Origin of the sequence: Roseibium sp., assembly GCF_965232425.1 — a bacterium.
In the GTDB taxonomy this organism is placed as follows: domain Bacteria; phylum Pseudomonadota; class Alphaproteobacteria; order Rhizobiales; family Stappiaceae; genus Roseibium.
Genome location: NZ_OZ246971.1, coordinates 3,316,516 through 3,337,276, shown reverse-complemented (window position 1 = coordinate 3,337,276; position 20,761 = coordinate 3,316,516). Strand labels below are relative to the sequence as shown.

The 20,761-nt window shown below is 61.6% G+C and carries 21 protein-coding genes; 13 read left to right on the top strand and 8 right to left on the bottom strand.

Going from position 1 to position 20,761, the window contains the following annotated elements; all coding sequences use genetic code 11:
• The first annotated feature begins 14 nt into the window (after nt 1-14).
• From ACO08A_RS15390 to ACO08A_RS15365, 6 genes are all read left to right on the top strand, one after another.
• Entirely contained in the window at nt 15-1,991 is a 1,977-nt protein-coding gene (locus tag ACO08A_RS15390; protein ID WP_422036884.1) for a thiamine pyrophosphate-dependent enzyme, read from the top strand.
• Between the two features lie 207 nt (nt 1,992-2,198).
• A complete protein-coding gene (locus ACO08A_RS15385) occupies nt 2,199-2,420 on the top strand; it encodes a hypothetical protein (protein ID WP_421979651.1) in 222 nt (73 codons plus the stop codon).
• Complete coding sequence (locus ACO08A_RS15380) at nt 2,417-2,590, top strand: hypothetical protein (protein WP_422036883.1); 174 nt, start codon at nt 2,417-2,419, stop codon at nt 2,588-2,590. The genes ACO08A_RS15385 and ACO08A_RS15380 overlap by 4 nt, the downstream gene beginning before the upstream one ends.
• A complete protein-coding gene (locus ACO08A_RS15375) occupies nt 2,587-3,654 on the top strand; it encodes a Rieske 2Fe-2S domain-containing protein (RefSeq protein ID WP_422036882.1) in 1,068 nt (355 codons plus the stop codon). The genes ACO08A_RS15380 and ACO08A_RS15375 overlap by 4 nt, the downstream gene beginning before the upstream one ends.
• On the top strand, nt 3,651-4,412 hold the full coding sequence (locus ACO08A_RS15370) for a hypothetical protein (RefSeq protein ID WP_422036881.1): 762 nt from the start codon (nt 3,651-3,653) through the stop codon (nt 4,410-4,412). Before ACO08A_RS15375 ends, ACO08A_RS15370 begins: the two co-directional genes overlap by 4 nt.
• Nucleotides 4,409-4,663, top strand: a complete 255-nt coding sequence (locus tag ACO08A_RS15365; protein WP_422036880.1) for a hypothetical protein — start codon at nt 4,409-4,411, stop codon at nt 4,661-4,663. Before ACO08A_RS15370 ends, ACO08A_RS15365 begins: the two co-directional genes overlap by 4 nt.
• Nucleotides 4,664-4,670: 7 nt before the next feature.
• Here the strand turns inward: ACO08A_RS15365 and ACO08A_RS15360 are convergent, their stop codons facing one another.
• The 8 genes from ACO08A_RS15360 to ACO08A_RS15325 form a co-directional block, all read right to left on the bottom strand.
• The gene (locus ACO08A_RS15360; protein ID WP_422036879.1) at nt 4,671-5,447 is read right to left on the bottom strand and encodes an alpha/beta fold hydrolase; all 777 of its coding nucleotides are present in this window, start codon (nt 5,445-5,447) and stop codon (nt 4,671-4,673) included.
• 17 nt (nt 5,448-5,464) lie between these two features.
• Entirely contained in the window at nt 5,465-6,526 is a 1,062-nt protein-coding gene (locus tag ACO08A_RS15355) for a branched-chain amino acid ABC transporter permease (protein WP_422036878.1), read from the bottom strand.
• Between the two features lie 10 nt (nt 6,527-6,536).
• Nucleotides 6,537-7,565: a branched-chain amino acid ABC transporter permease gene (locus tag ACO08A_RS15350; RefSeq protein ID WP_421979658.1), complete on the bottom strand. Its 1,029-nt coding sequence runs from the start codon at nt 7,563-7,565 to the stop codon at nt 6,537-6,539.
• Entirely contained in the window at nt 7,562-8,287 is a 726-nt protein-coding gene (locus ACO08A_RS15345; protein ID WP_422036877.1) for an ABC transporter ATP-binding protein, read from the bottom strand. Before ACO08A_RS15345 ends, ACO08A_RS15350 begins: the two co-directional genes overlap by 4 nt.
• Nucleotides 8,287-9,057, bottom strand: coding sequence for an ABC transporter ATP-binding protein (locus ACO08A_RS15340; RefSeq protein WP_422036876.1), 771 nt, complete (start codon nt 9,055-9,057; stop codon nt 8,287-8,289). Before ACO08A_RS15340 ends, ACO08A_RS15345 begins: the two co-directional genes overlap by 1 nt.
• Nucleotides 9,058-9,193: 136 nt before the next feature.
• The gene (locus tag ACO08A_RS15335) at nt 9,194-10,393 is read right to left on the bottom strand and encodes a substrate-binding domain-containing protein (RefSeq protein WP_422036875.1); all 1,200 of its coding nucleotides are present in this window, start codon (nt 10,391-10,393) and stop codon (nt 9,194-9,196) included.
• 781 nt (nt 10,394-11,174) lie between these two features.
• Nucleotides 11,175-12,236, bottom strand: coding sequence for an ABC transporter ATP-binding protein (locus tag ACO08A_RS15330; RefSeq protein WP_422036874.1), 1,062 nt, complete (start codon nt 12,234-12,236; stop codon nt 11,175-11,177).
• 25 nt (nt 12,237-12,261) lie between these two features.
• The gene (locus ACO08A_RS15325) at nt 12,262-13,041 is read right to left on the bottom strand and encodes an IclR family transcriptional regulator (RefSeq protein WP_422036873.1); all 780 of its coding nucleotides are present in this window, start codon (nt 13,039-13,041) and stop codon (nt 12,262-12,264) included.
• A gap of 118 nt (nt 13,042-13,159) precedes the next feature.
• Here ACO08A_RS15325 and ACO08A_RS15320 point away from each other — a divergent pair, with 118 nt between their 5' ends.
• From ACO08A_RS15320 to ACO08A_RS15290, 7 genes are all read left to right on the top strand, one after another.
• Complete coding sequence (locus tag ACO08A_RS15320; RefSeq protein ID WP_421979666.1) at nt 13,160-14,419, top strand: ABC transporter substrate-binding protein; 1,260 nt, start codon at nt 13,160-13,162, stop codon at nt 14,417-14,419.
• Nucleotides 14,420-14,505: 86 nt separating this feature from the next.
• Complete coding sequence (locus ACO08A_RS15315; protein ID WP_422036872.1) at nt 14,506-15,423, top strand: carbohydrate ABC transporter permease; 918 nt, start codon at nt 14,506-14,508, stop codon at nt 15,421-15,423.
• A gap of 1 nt (nt 15,424) precedes the next feature.
• Nucleotides 15,425-16,273, top strand: a complete 849-nt coding sequence (locus ACO08A_RS15310; protein WP_421979668.1) for a carbohydrate ABC transporter permease — start codon at nt 15,425-15,427, stop codon at nt 16,271-16,273.
• Between the two features lie 53 nt (nt 16,274-16,326).
• On the top strand, nt 16,327-18,405 hold the full coding sequence (locus tag ACO08A_RS15305; protein ID WP_422036871.1) for an alpha-galactosidase: 2,079 nt from the start codon (nt 16,327-16,329) through the stop codon (nt 18,403-18,405).
• Nucleotides 18,406-18,468: 63 nt separating this feature from the next.
• Nucleotides 18,469-19,233 carry an SDR family NAD(P)-dependent oxidoreductase gene (locus tag ACO08A_RS15300; protein WP_421979670.1) on the top strand — a complete coding sequence of 255 codons (765 nt, stop codon included), beginning with the start codon at nt 18,469-18,471 and terminating at the stop codon, nt 19,231-19,233.
• On the top strand, nt 19,230-20,147 hold the full coding sequence (locus tag ACO08A_RS15295) for a 2-dehydro-3-deoxygalactonokinase (RefSeq protein WP_422036870.1): 918 nt from the start codon (nt 19,230-19,232) through the stop codon (nt 20,145-20,147). The genes ACO08A_RS15300 and ACO08A_RS15295 overlap by 4 nt, the downstream gene beginning before the upstream one ends.
• Nucleotides 20,147-20,761 carry a 2-dehydro-3-deoxy-6-phosphogalactonate aldolase gene (locus ACO08A_RS15290; protein WP_422036869.1) on the top strand — a complete coding sequence of 205 codons (615 nt, stop codon included), beginning with the start codon at nt 20,147-20,149 and terminating at the stop codon, nt 20,759-20,761. Before ACO08A_RS15295 ends, ACO08A_RS15290 begins: the two co-directional genes overlap by 1 nt.

The following is a 20,761-nucleotide window of genomic DNA, read 5'->3' as shown; positions in this document are numbered from 1 at the left end:
TGAGGGAGACGAACATGAACACCCAATCGCTTGACTGGATCAGGGTCGGCCACACCGACGATTTGCCGGAAGGCCGCGTGAAGACCGTGACCGCGCGCACCACCTCCATCTGCCTGTCGCATTTCGACGGCCAGTGGGCCGCCATGGAAAATCACTGCCCGCACCAGCGCGGGCCGCTCGGGGAAGGATCGATCGAAAAGGGCACCGACGGCAAGTGCTGGATCCGCTGCCCCTGGCACGGCTGGGATTTCGATCCGCTCACCGGCAAGCCGCCCGGCGGACACGAAGACAGCGGCCAGCAGATCTACCCGCTCAAGATCGAGAACAACGAGATCTTCGTGGGCCTCGAGCCGGAACCGGAGCACGAGCGCACCGCAACCGATGTCATGGCCGAGACCATGGTCAACTGGGGCGTCAAGCGCGTCTTCGGCATGGTCGGTCATTCCAATCTCGGCCTTGCCGATGCGATCCGGCTTCAGGTCAACAAGGGCAAGCTCGGTTATGTCGGCATCCGTCACGAAGGTGCAGCGGCCTTTGCCGCCTCGGCCTACGGCAAGCTGACAGGCAAGCCGGCCGGCTGCCTGACCATTGCCGGACCGGGCGCAACCAATCTGATGACCGGCCTTTGGGACGCCAAGGTTGACCGCGCACCTGTCCTGGCGCTCACCGGTCAGGTGCAAACCCAGGTCTTCGGCCCCGGTGCGTTTCAGGACATCGACCTGAAATCCGCTTTCGAAGCCGTTTCCAGGTTTTCCCAGCCTGTCCTGAGCACGTCCAACCACGCCGAACTCATGTCGCTCGCCCTGAAGACAGCCATCGTCGAGCGCGATGTCGCCAACCTGATTTTCCCCGACGACGTCCAGACAATCCCGAGCGAAAAGCCGGCCGGGCATCCGGAAGGACGCCTCGGCGGAACCAATATTTCACCGTCGCCGGACGATCTCGCGAAAGCCGCGGAAATGATCAACGGTGCGAAACGGCCCACGATCGTGCTCGGGTACGGCGCCAAGGACGTGCGCGAGAAGGTCATCGCACTGGCCGAGAAAATCGGCGCCCCGGTGATGACCACCTTCAAGGGCAAGGGACTGATCCCGGACACCCATCCGCTGGCCGCGGGCGTGCTCGGGCGGTCCGGCACGCCGATCGCCAGCTGGTTCATGAACGAGGCGGACCTGATCATCTCGCTCGGCTCGTCCTTTGCCAACCACACCGGGATCGCGCCTTACAAGCCGATCATCCAGGTGGATTTCGAACGCATGCAGCTCGGCAAGTTCCACCCCGTCGCGCTTCCGGTCTGGGGTGAAATCGGTACCTTCTGCGACCTGATTGCCAGCTCCTTGTCCAAGGCGGCGGATGCCGCCGACCAGAAGGCGGAACTCGTCGAGCGGTGGGCCATCTGGCGGCAGGAAAAGGAAACACGCCTGTCGGAAGATCATGGCGGCGGTATTCATTCCGCGGCGATCTTCAAGGCGCTGACCGAGCTGTGCCCGGACGATGCCATCATCCCCGTGGATGTCGGCAACAACACCTATTCCTTCGGCCGTTATTTCGAACCGCGCGGCCAGCGCATCCTGATGTCCGGCTATCTCGGCTCCATCGGCTTCAGCCTTCCCGCCGCGCTCGGGGCGTGGTGCGCGACGCAGGATTTCGAGGACTACAGGGGCCGCAAGGTCATCTCGATTTCCGGCGACGGTGGCTTCGGTCAATACGCGATGGAATTCACCACCGCCGTCAAATACGGGATGAACATCACCCATATCCTGCTCAACAATTCCGAACTCGGAAAGATTTCCAAGGAACAGCGTTCCGGCGAATGGCCGGTCTGGGAGACCAATCTCACCAATCCGTCCTTCGCCGCCTTCGCCCGCCTTTGCGGTGGCCACGGGCACCGTGTCACGGAGGCATCCGAACTCGGTGACGCCATTGCCAAGGCCATCGCCCATGACGGCCCGTCGCTTGTCGAGATCATCACCGATGCGGATCTGGTGTGACCGGTATTGCAGCGCGCCAGAACCTCATCCTGAGGAGGGTCGGCAGGCCCGTCTCGAGGGGTGGCGACAAAACGCTGGATCAGACCGGCCATCCTTCGAGACAGCGCTTTGCGCTTCTTCAGGATGAGGCTAACGTTACGTGTCGATCCAGGCCTTGCGCTTCGCTTCAGCCGGGATGACAAACTAGGGAAATACGGAGGGCACCCGTTGCAGACTGCAGAACTACTCCTTGAGCTGGGCCGCATCTACCTCATCACCGGAGGGATCGTTGCCGCGCTGTTTCTGGTCATCGGCATCGATCGCGTGGAACCGTCCGCGCGCGGGTCCTACGCGTTCCGCCCCCTGCTGATCCCCGGCATCTGCCTGATCTGGCCGCTGGTCCTGTATCGCTGGATCACCTTGGAAAAACACGGAGAAGATGCCCGGTGAAACGCTCCCATCGCACAGCCCACGCAAGGATCTGGACGGTTCTCGGCATCCTGCTGCCCCTCGCCTTTTTCACGGTCCTGGCACTGCGTCAGACGCCGCCTGCTGACCGGCCCGCCATTCTGATCGAAGCACCGGCCGGCGGTGCGAACGGGACGGAGGCCGCGCAATGAGCGTTCAATACACACCGGTCATCTGGAACCGGAACAAGATCTTCTATGACGCCGTCCTGCTGATTGCCGTGGCGCTTTACCTCTACATCTACATCCGCGTTGCCCCCGGCTTCGAGGATGTGACCAAGCCGATTGACGGCGCGACGCTGCGCATGCGTGCTTTCGGCAGTTGTGCCTTCCTGATGCTGACGGTGATCCTGTGCATCGGGCCGCTTGCCCGGCTCGACCGCAGGTTCCTGCCGCTTCTATACAATCGCCGCCATTTCGGTGTCATGACCGCCGGGATCGCGGCCGTGCACGCCAACTATGTCCTCGGCTGGTATTACAATTTCTCGCCGACCAACAAGTATGTCGCGCTTCTGTCCTCCAATACGAATTACGGCCAGGTCCTCGGCTTCCCGTTCGAGACGCTCGGTATTGCCGCGCTCCTGATCCTGTTCGTGCTTGCGGCCACCAGTCACGATTTCTGGCTGAGCTTCCTGGGGGCACCCATCTGGAAAGCGCTGCACATGTTCATCTATGCGGCCTACGCCTTCGTCGTGCTGCATGTCGCGCTCGGCGCGCTTCAGGGTGCCGGCGATCCGATTTTCACCAGTGTCGTCGCGGCCAGCGTCGTTCTGGTTTCCGCGCTGCACGTCACCACGGGCCGGATGGAAGCACGCCGCGACCGAGGCGAGGAAACCGCGAAGGCGTCGCTCCAGCAACAGGGCTGGCTGGTCGCTGGTGACCTCGACGAGATCGACGACGACTGTGCCAAGGTCGTGACCCTGTCGGATGACGAACGCGTTGCCATCTTCAAATATGACGGCAAGCTGTCCGCCATCACCAATGCCTGCGCGCACCAGAACGGCCCGCTCGGAGAAGGCAAGGTTCTGTGGGGCTGCATCACCTGTCCCTGGCATGGCTACCAGTACAATCTGAGCGACGGGCGCGCCCCGGCGCCCTTCACCGAGAAAATTTCCACCTACCGGCTGCAGCTGATCGGGTCGACAATCCTGCTCGACCCGAACGCCTTGCCCCCCGGCACCCATGTTGACCCTGTCGAGATCGGAGAAGCGGCATGAGCTGGAGACAGACAAAAGACGCGCCCTTCTATGTCGGCTATCTCAACGCCGTGCCGAAACCGCTCGTCACCTTCCTTGCGGTTTTCGCAATCTGTTTCGCCGGCGGGCTCGGACTTGCAGCGCTCGCCCTGTCATCGACCCAGAACGATCCCGGCAGCGGCGGCTTCCAGTGGGGCAACCGCTTTGAGAATGTCGGCATTCTGGAACTGCGTCCCTATCCGGTCCTGAGGGTCGCAGCGGATGGCGAATCCGAACCGCGTACCTACATGCTCGCCGGACAGGGCAAACGCGGCGCCTTCAACCAGGCTGAAAAGCACGGCAGCACGCCGGTGACCCTGCGCGGCGTTCCGGTCAACCGCGGCGATCTCACCATGATCCAGGTCGGCAGGGTCGAAACCGCCGAAGACGCAGGTGCATCCTTCACGCCGTCCGAGCCGGTGCCGCTCGGGCGCTGGAAACTCACCGGAGAAATCTGCGACGGCAAATGCTATGCCGGGGCGATGCGTCCCGGACGCGGTCTTGCGCACAAGGCCTGTGCCGACCTCTGTCTGACGGGAGGCATCCCGCCGGTCTTCGTTTCATCCGGTCCGGTCGAGAACCGCAACTTCTTCCTGATGGCGGACAAGGACGGCAATCTCCTCGGCGATGAAATCAAGCCGTTGCTTGCGCTTTATGTCGAGTTGGAGGGCGACGTCGAACGCCTTGACGATCTGATGGTCTTCAAGGTCGATCTGGCAAAGGCGAGGATCCTGAAATGAGCGAAGACCAGACACCGCGGCCCGCCTGGCAGACAATCCTGATCTCGCTCGTGCTGACGGCCGCCCTTACGGCGATTGCCTACTATGCCTGGATCTACGCCAATATCGGTGTGCGCCAGTGGGATGTGACCAAGAACAGCCTGACAACAGACCTCCGCTTCTTCATCGGGCTGCTGGCGGTTTTCCTTGTCCTGACATTCCTCGACAAGATCATCGAGTTCGTAAAATCGAAAATCGGTGGCGGGCACTGAGGCAGCTTCAGGCCTGCTCGATCAGTGCCTTCAGCAGCGCGTTGAACCGGGCCGGTTCTTCCATGTGCGGCGCGTGACCCGAGCGGTCGAAAAGGTGCAGCTGAAAGTCGGGCACGTTCTCTTCATGCCAGCGATGGACGCCTTGTCCATAGAGCTGGCTCCTGCGCCCTGCCACAAGGTGAAACGGCACCGGAAAATCCTCCAGCAGAGGCCGGAAATCCTGCGCAGTTAGCGAAGCCCACATCGGCTTCAAGAGCACGGGATCGGCTTTCGCGATCTCTTGCGCCGCCCTTTCCTTCTGCTCCTGCGCGACGGGCAGCCCATCCGCAAACAGCCGGCTCGCGATCCGTCCCGGCAGCTTCGGCCAGTCCGGAACGATGGCATCGAGGAACACCTGGTTGAGCTCCGCATTGAGCCCGTTCAGCGTTCCGTTCTGCCAGGTGGACGTGTTCAGCACTTTCGGCGTCATGTCGATCGCAACGAGAGCGGACAGCCGATCCGGGCCGTAGCGCTCGATCATCGAATAGGCGACCAAGGCCCCCATGGACCAGCCGCAGACGATGGCATCGCTTATGTCCCGTTCCGCCAGTTCGGCATGCACCGCGTCGGCAGCCGCTTCGATCGACTGCGGCAGGCGGTCGCCGGTCAGCCCGTGGCCCGGAAGATCGGGCACAAGGCAGCGCGCATCTCCCTGGAGGCCGACAATCTGATTGCGAAAGAACTGGCCGGGACAGGACCAGCCGTGAATGAGCACCACGGGGCGCCCCGCCCCGGTGTCGCGCATATAAAGTCCCTCGTTGCTCAAGCACGCCCCGCCCGCAATCTTCCGACAATCCCGCTCGGAAAGAAATAAACCGAGAGGATAAATAGCACGCCGAGCCAAAGCAGCCAGCGTTCCGGTGCAACAAACGTGGAAACAAGCGGCACGGAACTTGTCGCTTCCGCCGCGACGCCCATCAGGTTCTGCAGATAGGTCTGCGCGAGAATGAACAGCGTCGCTCCGAGAACGGCTCCGTAGAGTGTGCCCATCCCCCCGATCACCACCATCAGCAGGATGTCGATCATGATCTCCATGGAGAGCGTCGTGGCCGGCCCGGTGTAACGCAGCCAGACCGCGAGCAGGGATCCGGCAAGCGCAGCCATGACGGCGGACAGGACCGTTGCGGTGGTGCGGTACCAGACCACCTTGTAGCCGATCGCCTCCGCCCGGAACGCATTGTCCCGAACGGCTTTGAGCGTCCGCCCGAACGGCGAATTGACGACCCTGAGCATGACCAGGAAAAGCGTCAGCGACGCAAAGAACACGAGGTAATAGGCAAGCAGCTTGCCGTTGATCCGGACACCGAAGACCTTCTCCTTGACCAGCTTGAACGCCGGTGTCAGCTCGCGCGGGATCTTGTAGTTGAGCCCGTCCTCGCCACCGGTCAGCCAGGACATCTGCGACACGAAAACCGCGAACGCGCTTGCCACCGCCAGCGTCACCATCGCGAAGAAGATCGCCTTGACGCGCAGCGAGAAGAGACCGATCGCCAGGGCGAAGACAGCTGCGACGAAGGCTCCGGCAAGGGTCCCCCAGGCGAGCGACCAGTAGCTCGGGCCGGAGGTGCTGAGCGCGAGTGCCGTCCCGTAGGCGCCGATGCCGAAGAACATCGTGTGCGCGAACGAGACGATCCCCGAATAGCCGAGCAACAGATCATAGCTCGCCACCAGCACGATGAAGATGCAGATCCGCGCCGCGGTCTCCAGCGACTTGGTTCCCGGGAACAGGAACGGCGCAAACGCGAGCGAGATCAGAACGGCCAGGAGCAACAGGGTCAGGAGACCGCTGCGCGGAGTGTCGCCGGAAAGAAGTCTGGTGAGCATGTCCGGCCCCTCACTTTGCCTTGACGACAGGATAAAGGCCCTGCGGCCGCCACATCAGGATCACCACCATGAGCGCGATGGTCGAGATCAGCGCCACCTTGGGCGCCAGGAACGCGGTATAATTGGCGAGCAGACCGACGAGCAAGGCCCCGATGAAGCAGCCCTCGACCGACCCGAGCCCGCCGATGATCACCACGATGAAGACCAGCACCATGATCTCCGATCCCATATGTGCGGTGATCGTCTCCTGGTAAAGCCCCCACATCACGCCGCCGAGCCCGGCAAGCGCCGACCCGGTCATGAACACGATCAGGAACAGCCGGCGGATCCTGTATCCGAGTGCCTCGACCATTTCGCCGTTCTCGACCCCAGCCCTCACAAGCAGGCCGACCTTCGTGTTCTTCAGGACATGGCGCATGGCAAGAAACAGGGCGAGCCCGATGGCGACCGCCACGAGCCTGTATTTCTCGATGGCCGCCTCACCGAACACCACCGAGCCCTGAAACGCCTCGGGGCGGGATATATGCAGTTCATCCGGCCCCCACACCACGTAGATCATCTGCTGGGCAACGATCAGACCGCCCATCGTGACGAGGATCTGCTTGAGATGTTCGCCATAGACGGGCATCACGATGACACGTTCGAAGGCGTATCCGAGCAGACCTGTCACGACCATAGCCGCGAGGATGGCAATCAGAACCGCGGCAAGGTTGAGCAGGACGCTCGGCGAGGCTGTCCAGCCCGCGAGCCAGGCGAGAACCGTGAAGCCGACGAAGGCGCCGACCGCAACAAAGGCCCCGTGGCCGAAATTGATGACATCCATCAGTCCGAACACCACCGTCAGCCCGGAGGCCATGATGAAGATCATCATGCCCATGGCAAGTCCCGCCACGGTCAGCGTCAGCCAGCTTGCCGGGTTGCCGATGGCGATGAGCCCCAGCAGCGCGAGTACGGGCACCAGCAGAACGGGTAGTTTCTGCAACACCTGTTCGCGCAGCGGCACCTTCTCGATGCGCGGCTTGATTGCGGTTTCGCTCATTGATGCGCCTCCAGGCTCAGCCCCATGAGTCTCTCCTGCAGGCTCTCGTCTGCCACCAGGTCCTGCATCTCGCCTGCGTGGATGATGCGGCCGTCATCCATGACGGCGACCGTGTCTCCGATGGCGGACGCCATCGCGAAATTCTGTTCCACGAGCAGGATCGTGGTGTCGGTCTGTTTCAACTCGCGCAGGGCGTCGGTCATCGCGTTGATGATTGCCGGTGCGAGCCCCTTGGTCGGCTCGTCGATCAGGATCAGCCGGCGCGGTTCGATGATGGCGCGGGCGACGGACAGCATCTGTTTCTGCCCGCCCGACAACGTTCCGGCGGACGCGTTCCAGAATGTCCCGATCGGAGGAAACAGATCCTTGATCCATCCGAGACGTTTTTGATCGATCGGTCCCGCCGAGGCCGCGAGCGCCATGTTCTCGGCGACCGTGAGATCCGTGAAGATGCCCATGTCCTCCGGCACATAGGCGACGCCACGCCGGGAAATCTCCGGCGTGTCGAGCTTCGTGATCAGGTGATCATCGAAACGGATCTCACCCTGGCTGGCTCTCCACAGACCCATGATGGTCCGGAGCGTTGTTGTCTTGCCGGCACCGTTTCGTCCGAGGAGAACGGTCACCCCGCCTTCCGGCACGACAAGATCAACGCCTTGCAAAATGTGATAGGGCCCGATCAGGGTGTGCACGCCGGAGAGGGAAAGCAGGGTTCCGGACATCAGGCTGCCTCCGGAGCCTTGCCGAGATAGGCCTCCTGCACCACGGGCAGCGCGATCACCTCGGCGGGATCGCCATCGGCGACCAGTTCTCCGTTATGCAGGACCACGATCCGGTCCGCCAGCGACCGGATCACGTCCATCTTGTGCTCCACCAGCAAAATCGTCCGGTCCATGTCCGCCTTGAGCTTCCGGATCAGCTCCAGAATGATCGGGACTTCGTCAACGCTCATTCCTGCGGTCGGCTCGTCGAACATCAGGACCTGCGGCCCGAGGGCAATCAGGAGGGCCACTTCGAGCTTGCGCTGGTCGCCATGGGGAAGCGCCGAAACGATCTGGTCGGCCTGACCGATCAGCCGCACCTCCGCCAGAACATGGTCGGCGCGCTCCAGAAGTTCGACATGGCTTTCCGCGATCGAAAACAGGTCGAACCCCTTGCGTGCCTTCGACTGTGCGACAAGACGCACGTTCTCGCGCACGCTCAGGGTCGGAAACAGGTTCGTCAACTGGAAGGCGCGGCCGATGCCGCGATCGGTGCGCTCTGGGACGGATTGCCTGGTGATGTCCTCGCCGTTCAGTGTCACGGTGCCACTCGTTGGCCTGAGCTGCCCCGACACAAGATTGAAATAGGTCGTCTTCCCGGCACCGTTCGGTCCGACGATCGCCGTCAGCGTTCCCCGGTCGAAGCTGCACGACACGCGGTCAACCGCGACGTGACCGCCAAACCGGATAGTCAGGTCGCGTGTTTCGAGAATGGGCTTTTCTGTCGCCACCGGAACGCATCCTGTGAATTTGAAGACATCTGCCGGCAAAGTCCCGGCCGGTCGGTCGTGCTGGTGTGCCGGCCGGGGACTTTACAGGATTTCTGGAAACGGCGCGTGGTCGATGGGGTGAAACGCGCCACTTGCTTTACTGGTTGCGGACCGGAATCTCCATGTCCTCGATCTTCAGTTCGCGAACCAGTTCCGGAATGCCCCATTCCACGTCCGGGTCGACCCGGATTTTGAAGTGATACATGGGCTGCAGCGCCTGGTGGTCTTCGGCGCGGAACATCATCTTGCCTTTCGGCGTTTCGAATTCCATGCCTTCCATTGCACCGATCAGGTCTTCCGTTTCCGTTGACCCTGCCTTGCGGATGGCCTCGACAATCGCGATCCCTGCGGACATGCCGCCTGCGGTGAAGAAATCGGGCGGCGCGTCGAACCGTTTCTGGTGCTCGGATACCAGCCAGTCGTTCACCGGGTTCTTCGGGATTTCGTAGTAATAGTAGGTCGCGCCTTCCATGCCCGGCAGTTCCTTGTAGGCTTTCATGGCCGCCAGGATGTTGCCGCCCGTCGCGATCTCGACTCCGAACCTCTCCGGCTCCATGGCCTGGATCTTGCTGATCGGATTGCCGCCGCCAGCCCAGATCACGAACAGGAACTTGCGGCCCGGCTCGTCTTTCAGGGCATCGAAGATGCGCTGCGCGTTTGCGGTGAAGTCCTTGGTATCCGTCGGTGCGTATTCCTCGAAAACGAGATTGGCGCCGGTGCCCGCAAGGGCTTCCTTGAAGGCGGCAACTCCGTCCCGTCCGAACGCATAATCCTGCGCGAGCGTTGCGATCGAAACACCCTCCTGCCCGAGCGCAACGGCGTTGGCGATCGCGTCCTGCGAGGAGTTGCGCGACGTCCGGAACACGTACCGGTTCCAGTTGCTGCCCGTAATGGAATCGGCAACGGCAGGCTCCACGATCAGCAGCTTTTCGTATTCCTCCGCAACCGGCAGCATCGCGAGCGCGACGCCGGAAGACACCGGCCCGACCGCAATATCGACCTCGTCGTCGCCATAGGCTTCGGCCAGCGCTGCCTTGCCGATATCCGGCTTCAGCTGCGTGTCCTTTTCGATCACGACGATCTTGCGGCCGTCGATCTCCATCGACCCGTCGGTGGCATATTCGAGCCCCATCATCAGGCCGGTATGGGACTGTTTGGCATAGGCCTCGAACGGCCCGGTCTTGCCATAGACATGCGCAATCTTGATGTCTTCAGCCAAAGCGCCTGCAGCGCCCGCCGCGAGCAGGCCGGCAGCTGCGACAAGTGGCAGAGACCAGCGGAAAAGGCGTTTGGTCATCATGTTTCCTCCCAGTACGCGAACAGGCTTCCCTGGATCTTCGCCTTTCGCTTGCCATATATGAAACCTGAATCAGTATTCATGTCAAGAGCTGGCAGCGGCACCAGGCGTGATGCGGCATACCTCGGACATATGCCCCCTCACCCTGGCTGTCTCCCGATGGGAGAGGGAAACCGGGGAAGCATAGAGACCTTCTCCGCGCCTGCGCTGACCCTCACGGTTGAAGCCATACAGCCGCGCCGTCCCGGACCTGATCCGGGACCGGAGTAACGCCCGTCGGGAGGCCCCGGCCCGGGGCCGGGGCGGCAATCAGTGGACGAATTCCGAAAGCATTTTTATGATCGCTGCGCAGCTTGCGCCATCCCGGACTTGGTTCGCAGACCACGCTGAGCCTCTGCCTCATCCTGAGGAGCACGCACGCGTGCGTCTCGAAGGATGGGCGGTGAATTCACAGCTGTTTGGCCCATCCTTCGAGACAGCGCTGCCGCGCTTCCTCAGGATGAGGAATATGCATCACGCACGTAACCAGTCGCAAACCCGGTCACCTCTCCCGGTGGGAGAGGTCGGCCTGAAAGGCCGGGTGAGGGATCAGAACTGTCGGCATGCCTCCAAGTCTATGCCCCTCTCCCTGGCCCTCTCCCAATGGGAGAGGGAACCGAGAACCGCAGAGATATTCCTCGCTGCCGCGCTTCCTCAGGATGTGGTGTTCAAGGACGGCGCCTCTTCGGTCATACGTGACCCAGCGCGGCAAGGTCTGGAGCGGCGGCAGATGTTCCCGAATTCAACGCAGACGCTGCTCTGTTTCCACATCGAAGAAGAAGGCCGAGGACGGATCGAAGGAAATCTCGACATGCCCTTCCGTGACAGGCGCTTCCTCGCCCTTGGTTTCCACGATGATGCGTTCTCCGGTCGGGCAGATCAGGTAGGAATAGGCGACACCGCCGAGCTGTTCGCAAAGATCGACCGTTGCGCCTTCCGCACTCGCGGCAATCTTCAGATGTTGCGGGCGGACACCGACGAGAACTTTCTTGCCTTTTTCCGGAAGCGCAACCGGCGTCGGAACGCTCGCACCGCCGAAAGCCGGCACCGAGACGGCACCTTCCTCGGCGACGCCCTCCACGAAGTTCATGCTCGGCGAGCCGATGAAGCCCGCAACGAACCTGTTGTCAGGGTCGGAATAGAGCTTCATGGGTGACCCGACCTGTTCGATCTTGCCCGCGCGCAGGACGACGATCTTGTCCGCCAGCGTCATCGCCTCGACCTGGTCGTGAGTCACGTAGATCATGGTCGCGCCGATATCCTTGTGCAGCCGCGCGATCTCGACCCGCATGTCGACACGCAGTTCGGCATCAAGGTTGGACAGCGGTTCGTCGAACAGGAACACTTCCGGTCCGCGAACGATGGCACGGCCAATGGCGACACGCTGACGCTGGCCGCCCGACAGGGCCTTCGGCTTGCGCTTGAGGTAGGGATCGAGTTTCAGGATCCGGCTCGCCTCACCGACCTTCTCGGCAATTTCCGCCTTGGGGTGGCCGTTCATCTTCAGGCCGAAGCCCATGTTTTCCTCAACCGACATGTGCGGGTAGAGCGCGTATGTCTGGAACACCATCGCGACGCCGCGCTCGGACGGGTCAAGCTTCGTCACGTCACGTCCACCGATATGGATATTGCCGTCGCTGGTCTCCTCCAGACCCGCGATCATGCGCAACAAGGTGGATTTGCCGCAGCCGGACGGGCCAACGAACACACAGAACTCACCATGTTCGATCTGAAGATCCACGCCGTGGATGACTTGCAGTTCGGCATATTTCTTGACAGCTTTGGTCAGCGTGACGCCAGACATTTGGTTTCTTCTCCCTGGGAATTTCTTATGCGGGGAACTGCCAGTCTTCAACGGCTGCAGCGATTTCGGAAGCGGTCTTCAAAAGCACGGGCTGTACCTTTGAAAGCTCTTCCAGACCCTTACGTGTGGTGGACGTGGTAACGGACAGGGCCCCGATCGGGCGCCCCTTGGACGATAGCACCGGCGCAGCGATGCACACGATACCGGGCTCATGCTCCTCCCGGTCGAACGCGACACCCTGCCGCCTGATCTCTTCCAGGTCGGCTTTGAGCTCGGCCTCTGAACTGAGTGTCGCCGGTGTGTAGCGGTAGAACGACTGTTTCTTGATGGCCTCTTCGAGCTCCGCTGGCTCGAGAAAGGCCAGCAGGGCCTTGCCGACGCCGGTGCAGTATCCCGGACCGATCTTGCCGGCCTGCGAGTACATGTCGATGGGGTTGATCGCGTTCCTCTTATCGACATAGAGCACCTGCCCGCCATCGAGCTGGGCGAGGTGGACGGTTTCTCCGACCTCCTCCGACAGCTTGCGAACGAACGGGCGCGCGATCGGCGCGATCGAGCTCTGGCGCCACGCGGCATGGGCCAGCCGCACGAGACGAATTCCGAGCGAATAGGTCTGCTGCCCTTCGTCATAGGCAAGCATGCCCTGGCTCACCAGCGTCTGCAGCAAGCGGTACAGCGTCGCCTTGGGATGAACGCTGTCGGAGAGCAGCTCGGTGAAGCGGACCGGACGTCCGACGGCAGCGACCCTGTCGAGCACGTCGAGCGCTTTGCCGACAGTTCCGTCGCCGGTGGCCTGCTTGTTCATATTTTCCTCCATAGGCCCGTTTCTTTTCGCCGGACCTGTTGACAACTTAACCTGATCGCATCAAAGTATCAATATACAAAACCAAGTTTCACATAATGGAACCTAAAGGGAGGACACCATGCGTTCCATGTTGAAGACGTCCGCGGCTGCTTTTGCCATTCTGGCAGGCACGATGGGCGCTGTTTCTGCTGACGGCCTGACGGGCGATCTGAAAATTTTCCTCGACACATCCAACCCGGCGCCGCGGGCTACGATGGAACAGATGATCGCGCAGTTCCAGGAGAAGAACCCCGACCTCAACATCGAGACAACCGTGATCGATCGCGAGGCCTACAAGACCCAGATCCGCAACTTCCTGACCGCGAACGCGCCTGATGTCGCAACCTGGTATGCGGCCAACCGCATGCGCCCCTATGTCGAGGCAGGCCTCTTCGAGGATGTTTCCGATCTCTGGGCCGAGCCCGCGATCGCCGACAATCTCGCGTCGACCAAGGGCGCGATGACCATCGACGGCAAGCAGTGGGGCGTGCCCTATACCTACTACCAGTGGGGCGTTTACTACCGCAAAGACATCTTCGACGAACTCGGCCTGAGCGAGCCGGCGACGTGGGAAGAGGAAAAAGCCAACTGCCAGAAGATCATCGATGCCGGCAAGAAGTGCTACACGATCGGCACCAAGTTCCTCTGGACCGCAGGCGGCTGGTTCGACTACCTGAACATGCGCACCAACGGGTTCGACTTCCACATGGATCTGCTGACCGGCAAGGCGTCCTGGCAGTCCGATGAAGTCCGCAAGACCTTCGCCAACTGGCGCGAACTCATCGACATGGGCGCATTCATCGACAACCACCAGACCTACAGCTGGCAGGAAGCCCTGCCGTTCATGGTCCAGGGCGATGCAGCGGCCTATCTGATGGGCAACTTCGCAGTGGCTCCCCTGCGCGACGCCGGCCTGAGCGACGACCAGCTCGATTTCTACCAGTTCGTCGAAATCACGCCGGGCATCGAAAAGGCAGAAGACGCTCCGACCGACACCTTCCACATTCCGGCAAATGCCCAGAACAAGGAAGCGGCCCGCGAGTTCCTGCGCTTCGTCGTGTCGCCCGACGTTCAGACCGAAATCAACAACGGCAAGAACCTCGGCCAGCTGCCGGTCAACGCCCAGTCTTCGGTTGACGACGACAAGTTCCTCGTCGAGGGCTTCGAGATGCTGTCCACCAACTCTCCTGGTGGTGTTGCCCAGTTCTTCGACCGTGACGCACCGGCTGAAATGGCGAAGGTCGCCATGGAAGGCCTGCAGGAATTCATGGTCAAGCCGGACAACCTGGACAAGATCCTGGCCCGTCTGGATCGCGCCCGTGAGCGCATTTACAAGTAAGTTCCGCGTCTCGGAACCGGACAGGGTGCCCGTGCACCCTGTCCTTCTTGAAAAGGTCCCGGTAGCCAAATCCTGAAGAGGCAAACATGGCCCAAGAGTCCGTTGCCCAAGACCACCAGAGCTCGTGGTGGCACAGAAACCAGCAGCAGCTGACACCCTGGCTGTTCCTGGCTCCAGGAATCCTGTTCTTCCTGTTTTACGTGATCTTCCCGATCTTCCAGTCCTTCAACCTGTCACTCTACGAGTGGGACGGGCTCGGCAAGGCGGAGTATGTCGGTCTCTACAACTACGAAGAACTCTATTGGGACGAGGCGTTCTACACGTCTTTGAAAAACAACGTCATCTGGCTGCTGCTCTATCTTCTCGCGATCCCGGCCGGCCTGTTCATCGCCCTGTTCCTGAACCAGACGGTCACCGGAATACGGCTCTACAAGTCCCTGTTCTTTTTCCCGTTCGTCATCTCCCAGGTCGTCGTCGGTCTCGTGTTCACATGGTTCTACGATCCGACCTTCGGCATCCTCAATGTCCTGCTTGGCACCGTCGGACTGCCGCCGATGAACGTCCTCGGCGACGAGAACTGGGTGACGGTCGGAATCATCGTCGCGGGTCTCTGGCCGCAGACCGCCTATTGCATGATCCTCTACCTGACGGGTCTCAACGCGGTTGATCCGGAGCAGATCGAAGCCGGCCGTCTCGATGGGGCCAAGGGCTGGAAAATGCTCTGGTACATCATCGTGCCGCAGCTGCGCCCCGCCACCTTCATCGCCTTCGTTGTCACGATCATCGGCGCGTTGCGTTCGTTCGACCTGATCTCGGTCATGACCAATGGCGGACCGTTCGGCGCCAGCCGCGTTCTCAGCTTCTACATGTTCGAGGTCGCCCTGTCCGAATACGGGTTCCGCATGGGCTATGGCGCTGCGATTGCCGTCGTCCTGTTCCTGATCATGCTGGCCTTCATCGCCTACTTCCTGTGGTCGATGTACAAAGAAGAAAAGGCGCGCTGAGATGTTTCCGACACCGATCGAACGCACACCGCGCTCCTGGCAGGTCACGTATCAGGCCTTCCTGCCGCTGGCGCTGATCCTCTGGCTGCTGCCGCTCATTGCCGTCGCCATCTTTTCCATCAAGCCGGATTCCGATTTCGCGAACGCGAACTATTGGGGATGGCCTTCCGAGTTCAAGGGCTTCACCAACTACTGGCTGGTGTTCACGGCATCCGACATGCCGCAATACCTGCTGAATTCGTTCAAGATCACGATCCCGACCGTGATCGGTGCGGTGGCGCTCTCCTGCATGACCGGCTTCGCGCTCGGCATCTACAAGTTCAAGGCGAATATCTGGATCTTCTTCATGTTCGTCGCCGGCAACTTCGTGCCGTTCCAGATCCTCATGGTGCCGGTGCGCGACCTGACGCTGCAGCTGGGTCTCTACAACACGATCACTGGCCTCGTCCTGTTTCACGTCGCATTCCAGACAGGGTTCTGCACCCTGTTCATGCGCAACTTCATCCGCGCACTCCCCTTCGAGCTCATCGAGGCGGCGCGGGTTGAAGGCATCTCGGAATGGCGGATCTTCTGGTTCGTGGTCCTGCCGCTGATGAAACCGGCGATCGCGGCCCTTGCGGTGCTCATGTTCACCTTCATCTGGAACGACTACTTCTGGGCGATCGTGCTGACGCAGGGTGTCGAAAGCCAGCCGGTCACTGCGGGGATCACCTCCTTCAACGCACAGTACCGAGCCGCCTATCACCTGATGAGCGCCGGTTCCATCGTTGCCGCGTTGCCGCCGGTCGCAATGTTCTTTTTGATGCAACGGCACTTCATTGCCGGTCTGACACTCGGGGCCGTGAAATGATCGGCCTCCGAAAGGCCGGTCTGGACACAAGAGAGAGTGCGGGAGTCTTGGGAATGCAGGCGAAGACCTGGCATCTTGGCGATCGTCATCAGAGCCTGGTTCTCGCCAGCTTTGCAGATGGCCTGCCCGAGGCGGTTTACTGGGGGGCCCCTCTTCCCGCACACGAAGACCTGCCGTCGCTGGCGGCGGCATCGGCAACCGATGTCACCGGCGGCATGGTCGACAGGAACGCTCCGATCAGTCTCTGTCCGGAAGCCTCGCAGACCTTCCCCGGCCAGGTCGGCCTGACCGGACGTGACGCCGAAGGCCGGGCCCTGTTACCCAGGTTCCGCTTTAAGAGCGAAACCGTGTCTGAACACGGCCTGATCCTTGTCTACACCGACAGCGACCTTGAACTCAGCCTCGTCCTCGATCTGTCTCTGACACCCGGGACATCGCTGTTCCGGATGCAGACCCGTCTGGAAAGTGCGCGCGAAATCACCGTCGACTGGCTGGCGGCGCCCGTCTTCCAGGTCCCCGCCCATATCGGCGACATGATCGAGTTCTCGGGCCGATGGTGCGCGGAGTTCCAGACCCGCAGGTTGCCTTTTGCCCCGGGTGCCCGGACGCGCGACAACAGGACCGGCAGATCGGACCACGCCCATTTTCCAGGGCTGATTGCCTGTTCCGGCCAGACCTGCAACACCTCCGGCGAGGCCTATGCATTCCACTATGGCTGGTCGGGCGGACACCGGATGGTAGCCGAACAACTCGCCGACGGCAGACGTCAGGTTCAGTTCGGGCACGCGTCGGCAAGCATGAAAGGGGATCGCAGCTTCAGCACGGCGCCGCTCTATGCCACCTATTCCGGCGCGGGTTTCAACGGCGCGGCCGTCCGTTTCCAGAGACACCTGCGCGACCACATCGTGGTCGGTGCGAGACAGCCCCGTCCCGTGCACTACAACTGCTGGGAAGCGGTTTATTTCGATCACGACCTGGAAGAACTGAAGGCGATCGCAACCAGGGCGGCGGGCCTGGGGGCCGAGCGTTTTGTCCTTGATGACGGCTGGTTTGGACTGAGGGATGACGACACGTCTTCCCTCGGCGACTGGGGTATCGACAATCGGAAATACCCCGACGGACTGACCCCGTTGATCGACCATGTCAAAGCGCTCGGCCTCGAATTCGGGATCTGGTTCGAGCCTGAAATGATCAACGAGGACAGTGATCTTTTCAGGAGCCGCCCGGACTGGGTTCTCGGTCCGCTGGATCAGGTTAGAGGACGCCAGCAGCTTGTTCTCGACATGGCGCGGGAGGACGTGCGCGCCTATCTCTACGACTGCATCTCGGCAACCCTTGCCCAGAACGACATCGGTTACATCAAGTGGGATCACAACCGGGTTCTGCCCGTTGTCGACGCGGCCCAGACAGAAGGCGTCTATGCACTGATCGACAGGCTGCGCGCAGATTTTCCCCATGTCGAGATCGAGAGCTGTGCATCCGGCGGCGGCAGGATCGACTTCGGCATCCTCGAACGTACCCAGAGAGTATGGCTCTCCGACAGCAACGACGCCCTTGAGCGCCAGCGCATTCAGCACGAGGCCGCACTGTTCCTGCCTGCGTCGGTCACCGGGTCTCATGTCGGGCCGCGTGTCAGCCACACGTCCGGGCGCACGCTCGGCATGACGCTGCGTGCCTGGACTGCGGCGCAAAGAAACCTGGGTTTCGAAATGGATCCGCGCGAGTTGTCCGACGGCGAGATCGAGACCCTGAAGGCGGTCACCGGCTGGTGGAAGGCGAACCGGGACTGGATGATGCGGGCCGACATATTGCGGCTTGACGCGTCCGACCCGGCTGTTGTCGCGGAACAGCAGCTGGCCGGGGATGGCACCAGGTTCGTGGTGTTTGCAGCGCTCTTGCGCGCCTCGGACCCGATCCTTCAGCAACCGCTGCGCCTGACGGGTCTCGACGCCGACGCGCGCTACAGGATCAGTCTGATCAACCGGGAAGATGCGCCCGGGCTGTCCCGCGGCGCACCACTCCTGAAGGAAAAGGAACTGGACGTGAGCGGGCAGTACCTGATGTCACACGGTCTGATACTGCCCTGGCGGTTCCCGGAAACGATCTGGGTGATTGAAGGCCACCGGCAATAACACGGAATGACGTCGCCCGGCCCTGGACCAGGGCGGCCGCGACACGAAAAGAGGAAGCGTCTGATGCACGCAAACTATCCGGACCTCAAGGGCAGGTCGGTCTTCATCACCGGAGGTGGCTCGGGAATCGGTGCCGCCCTGACGAGCGGATTCCTGGCGCAGGGCGCGCGCGTTGCCTTCGTCCAGCGCTCGGACGCGAGCGAGTTCTGCGACGAGATGGAGCGCCGGCACTCCAACCGCCCCTTCTATCAGCCGTGCGACATATCCAACATCGCCGAGCTGAAAGGCACCATGGACAAGGCTGCCGAGGCGCACGGGCCGATCACGGTCCTTGTCAACAACGCAGCCAATGACAAGCGCCACGCCACCGAGGACGTGGACGAGGATTTCTGGGACTGGTCCCAGGCGATCAATCTCAAGGCCTATTTCTTTGCCTGCCAGCATGTCATTTCGGGCATGCGCTCGGCCGGGGGCGGCTCGATCGTGAACTTCACGTCGATTTCCTACATGATGGGCAACGCCGGCTATGCAGCCTACACGACGGCCAATTCCGGCATCAACGGCATGACACGCAGCCTCGCGAGGGAATTCGGCCCGGACAACATTCGCGTCAATGCGATCGCACCCGGCTGGGTTCTGACGCAAAGACAGAAAGATCTCTGGGTGACACCGGAGGCCCTCGCCGCGCATATCGACCGGCAGTGTCTCAAATTCGAGCTGTCGCCGGAAGATATGGTTGACCCGGTGCTGTTCCTTGCGGCAAAGACCAGCCGTGGAATGACCGGACAATCGCTCGTGGTTGACGGCGGAGTAGTGGTGACGGGATGAGCCTTCAGGCAAAAGCGGACTGGATCGCGGTGGATTGGGGCACAACCAATCTGCGCGTCTGGGCGCTTGATTCTCGCGGCGACGTTCTGGCCCACCGCACATCCGGCAAAGGCATGAGCAGTCTTGCCCGTGACGAATTCGAACCGACACTGCTGACGCTCATCGATGACATTCTCGTCGCGGGCGTCAAGACGCCGGTGATTGTCTGCGGCATGGCCGGCTCACGCCAGGGCTGGGCGGAAGCGCCTTACAAGTCCACGCCCTGCACGCCCCCGGAGCTCAAGGACGCGACCATCGTGGAAACGGCCGATCGCCGCCTTGACGTCCATATCCTTCCCGGCATCAAGCAGGCCGACCCCGCCGATGTCATGAGGGGCGAAGAAACACAGATTGCCGGTTTCCTCGCGGCAAATGCCGGTCACTCCGGAACGCTCTGTCTGCCAGGCACGCACACCAAGTGGGTTGCCATGAGAAAAGGGGTTGTCGAGCATTTCAGAACCTGCATGAGCGGCGAACTTTTTGCGCTCCTGACACGGCAATCGGTCTTGCGCCACAGTGTCGATTCTTCCGAACTGGACGAGACCGCGTTCGAAAATGCCGTTCATGAGGTCACGCAGCGCCCGCAGTCCCTCGCCGCAAGCCTGTTCGGCATTCGTGCATCGGGTCTCGTCTCGGGCATGCCCGCCGATACCGCAAGGGGCCGTCTCTCCGGTCTGCTGATCGGCGCGGAAATCGCAGCCGTCAGGGATGACTTCGACCTTGCGTCCGTGTCTCTTCTGGGCAGCGATCACATCGCGAAGGCCTATCACGCAGCCCTGGGTAAACTCGGGCACACCGCATCGATGCTGGACGCGGCCTCCATCACGCTGAACGGCCTCGCGCTGGCACATTCAACATATTCGAAGGTTTCCTGATGAGCCGAAATCTGATTGCCATTTTGAGGGGCGTGACCCCGCAGGAGGCATTGCCCGTCACCGAATGCATCCTGAATGCAGGCATCACCCGGATCGAGGTGCCGCTGAACTCGCCCGAACCGCTGAAGAGCATCGAAGCCATGGCAAAGACCTTTGCCGGCCGCGCCGAGATCGGCGCCGGCACCGTGCTTTCCGCGGATCAGGTGCTTCAGGTCAGGGCGGCCGGGGGAACCCTCATTGTGTCGCCGGACTGCAATCCGGACGTCATCCTGGCAACAAAGGCGGAAGACATGTTGTCCTTCCCGGGCGTCATGACGCCGAGCGAGTGCTTTACGGCACTCCACAACGGTGCGGACGGACTGAAGTTTTTCCCGGCCTCGCTGATCGGGCCGGACGGCTTGAAAGCCGTGCTTGCGGTTCTTCCGAAGGGGACTCCAACCTACGCGGTCGGCGGGGCCGGTCCCGACAATTTCGGCGCCTGGCTTGCAGCCGGCGCGACCGGCTTCGGGATCGGAACCGCTCTCTTCAAGCCGGGTCTGACCGTCGCGGAAATCAAGGACCGGGCCGAACGGATCGTCGAGGCCTATGACGCCGCCACGTCGGCAACTGGATAA

What these genes read in the sequence shown, in the direction of transcription:
- ACO08A_RS15390 (WP_422036884.1), top strand. Translation starts at nt 15, where the DNA reads ATGAACACCCAATCGCTTGACTGGATCAGGGTCGGCCACACCGACGAT.
- ACO08A_RS15375 (WP_422036882.1), top strand. Translation starts at nt 2,587, where the DNA reads ATGAGCGTTCAATACACACCGGTCATCTGGAACCGGAACAAGATCTTC.
- ACO08A_RS15370 (WP_422036881.1), top strand. Translation starts at nt 3,651, where the DNA reads ATGAGCTGGAGACAGACAAAAGACGCGCCCTTCTATGTCGGCTATCTC.
- ACO08A_RS15365 (WP_422036880.1), top strand. Translation starts at nt 4,409, where the DNA reads ATGAGCGAAGACCAGACACCGCGGCCCGCCTGGCAGACAATCCTGATC.
- ACO08A_RS15360 (WP_422036879.1), bottom strand. Translation starts at nt 5,447, where the DNA reads ATGCGCGACACCGGGGCGGGGCGCCCCGTGGTGCTCATTCACGGCTGG.
- ACO08A_RS15355 (WP_422036878.1), bottom strand. Translation starts at nt 6,526, where the DNA reads ATGCTCACCAGACTTCTTTCCGGCGACACTCCGCGCAGCGGTCTCCTG.
- ACO08A_RS15350 (WP_421979658.1), bottom strand. Translation starts at nt 7,565, where the DNA reads ATGAGCGAAACCGCAATCAAGCCGCGCATCGAGAAGGTGCCGCTGCGC.
- ACO08A_RS15345 (WP_422036877.1), bottom strand. Translation starts at nt 8,287, where the DNA reads ATGTCCGGAACCCTGCTTTCCCTCTCCGGCGTGCACACCCTGATCGGG.
- ACO08A_RS15335 (WP_422036875.1), bottom strand. Translation starts at nt 10,393, where the DNA reads ATGACCAAACGCCTTTTCCGCTGGTCTCTGCCACTTGTCGCAGCTGCC.
- ACO08A_RS15330 (WP_422036874.1), bottom strand. Translation starts at nt 12,236, where the DNA reads ATGTCTGGCGTCACGCTGACCAAAGCTGTCAAGAAATATGCCGAACTG.
- ACO08A_RS15325 (WP_422036873.1), bottom strand. Translation starts at nt 13,041, where the DNA reads ATGAACAAGCAGGCCACCGGCGACGGAACTGTCGGCAAAGCGCTCGAC.
- ACO08A_RS15320 (WP_421979666.1), top strand. Translation starts at nt 13,160, where the DNA reads ATGCGTTCCATGTTGAAGACGTCCGCGGCTGCTTTTGCCATTCTGGCA.
- ACO08A_RS15315 (WP_422036872.1), top strand. Translation starts at nt 14,506, where the DNA reads ATGGCCCAAGAGTCCGTTGCCCAAGACCACCAGAGCTCGTGGTGGCAC.
- ACO08A_RS15310 (WP_421979668.1), top strand. Translation starts at nt 15,425, where the DNA reads ATGTTTCCGACACCGATCGAACGCACACCGCGCTCCTGGCAGGTCACG.
- ACO08A_RS15305 (WP_422036871.1), top strand. Translation starts at nt 16,327, where the DNA reads ATGCAGGCGAAGACCTGGCATCTTGGCGATCGTCATCAGAGCCTGGTT.
- ACO08A_RS15300 (WP_421979670.1), top strand. Translation starts at nt 18,469, where the DNA reads ATGCACGCAAACTATCCGGACCTCAAGGGCAGGTCGGTCTTCATCACC.
- ACO08A_RS15295 (WP_422036870.1), top strand. Translation starts at nt 19,230, where the DNA reads ATGAGCCTTCAGGCAAAAGCGGACTGGATCGCGGTGGATTGGGGCACA.
- ACO08A_RS15290 (WP_422036869.1), top strand. Translation starts at nt 20,147, where the DNA reads ATGAGCCGAAATCTGATTGCCATTTTGAGGGGCGTGACCCCGCAGGAG.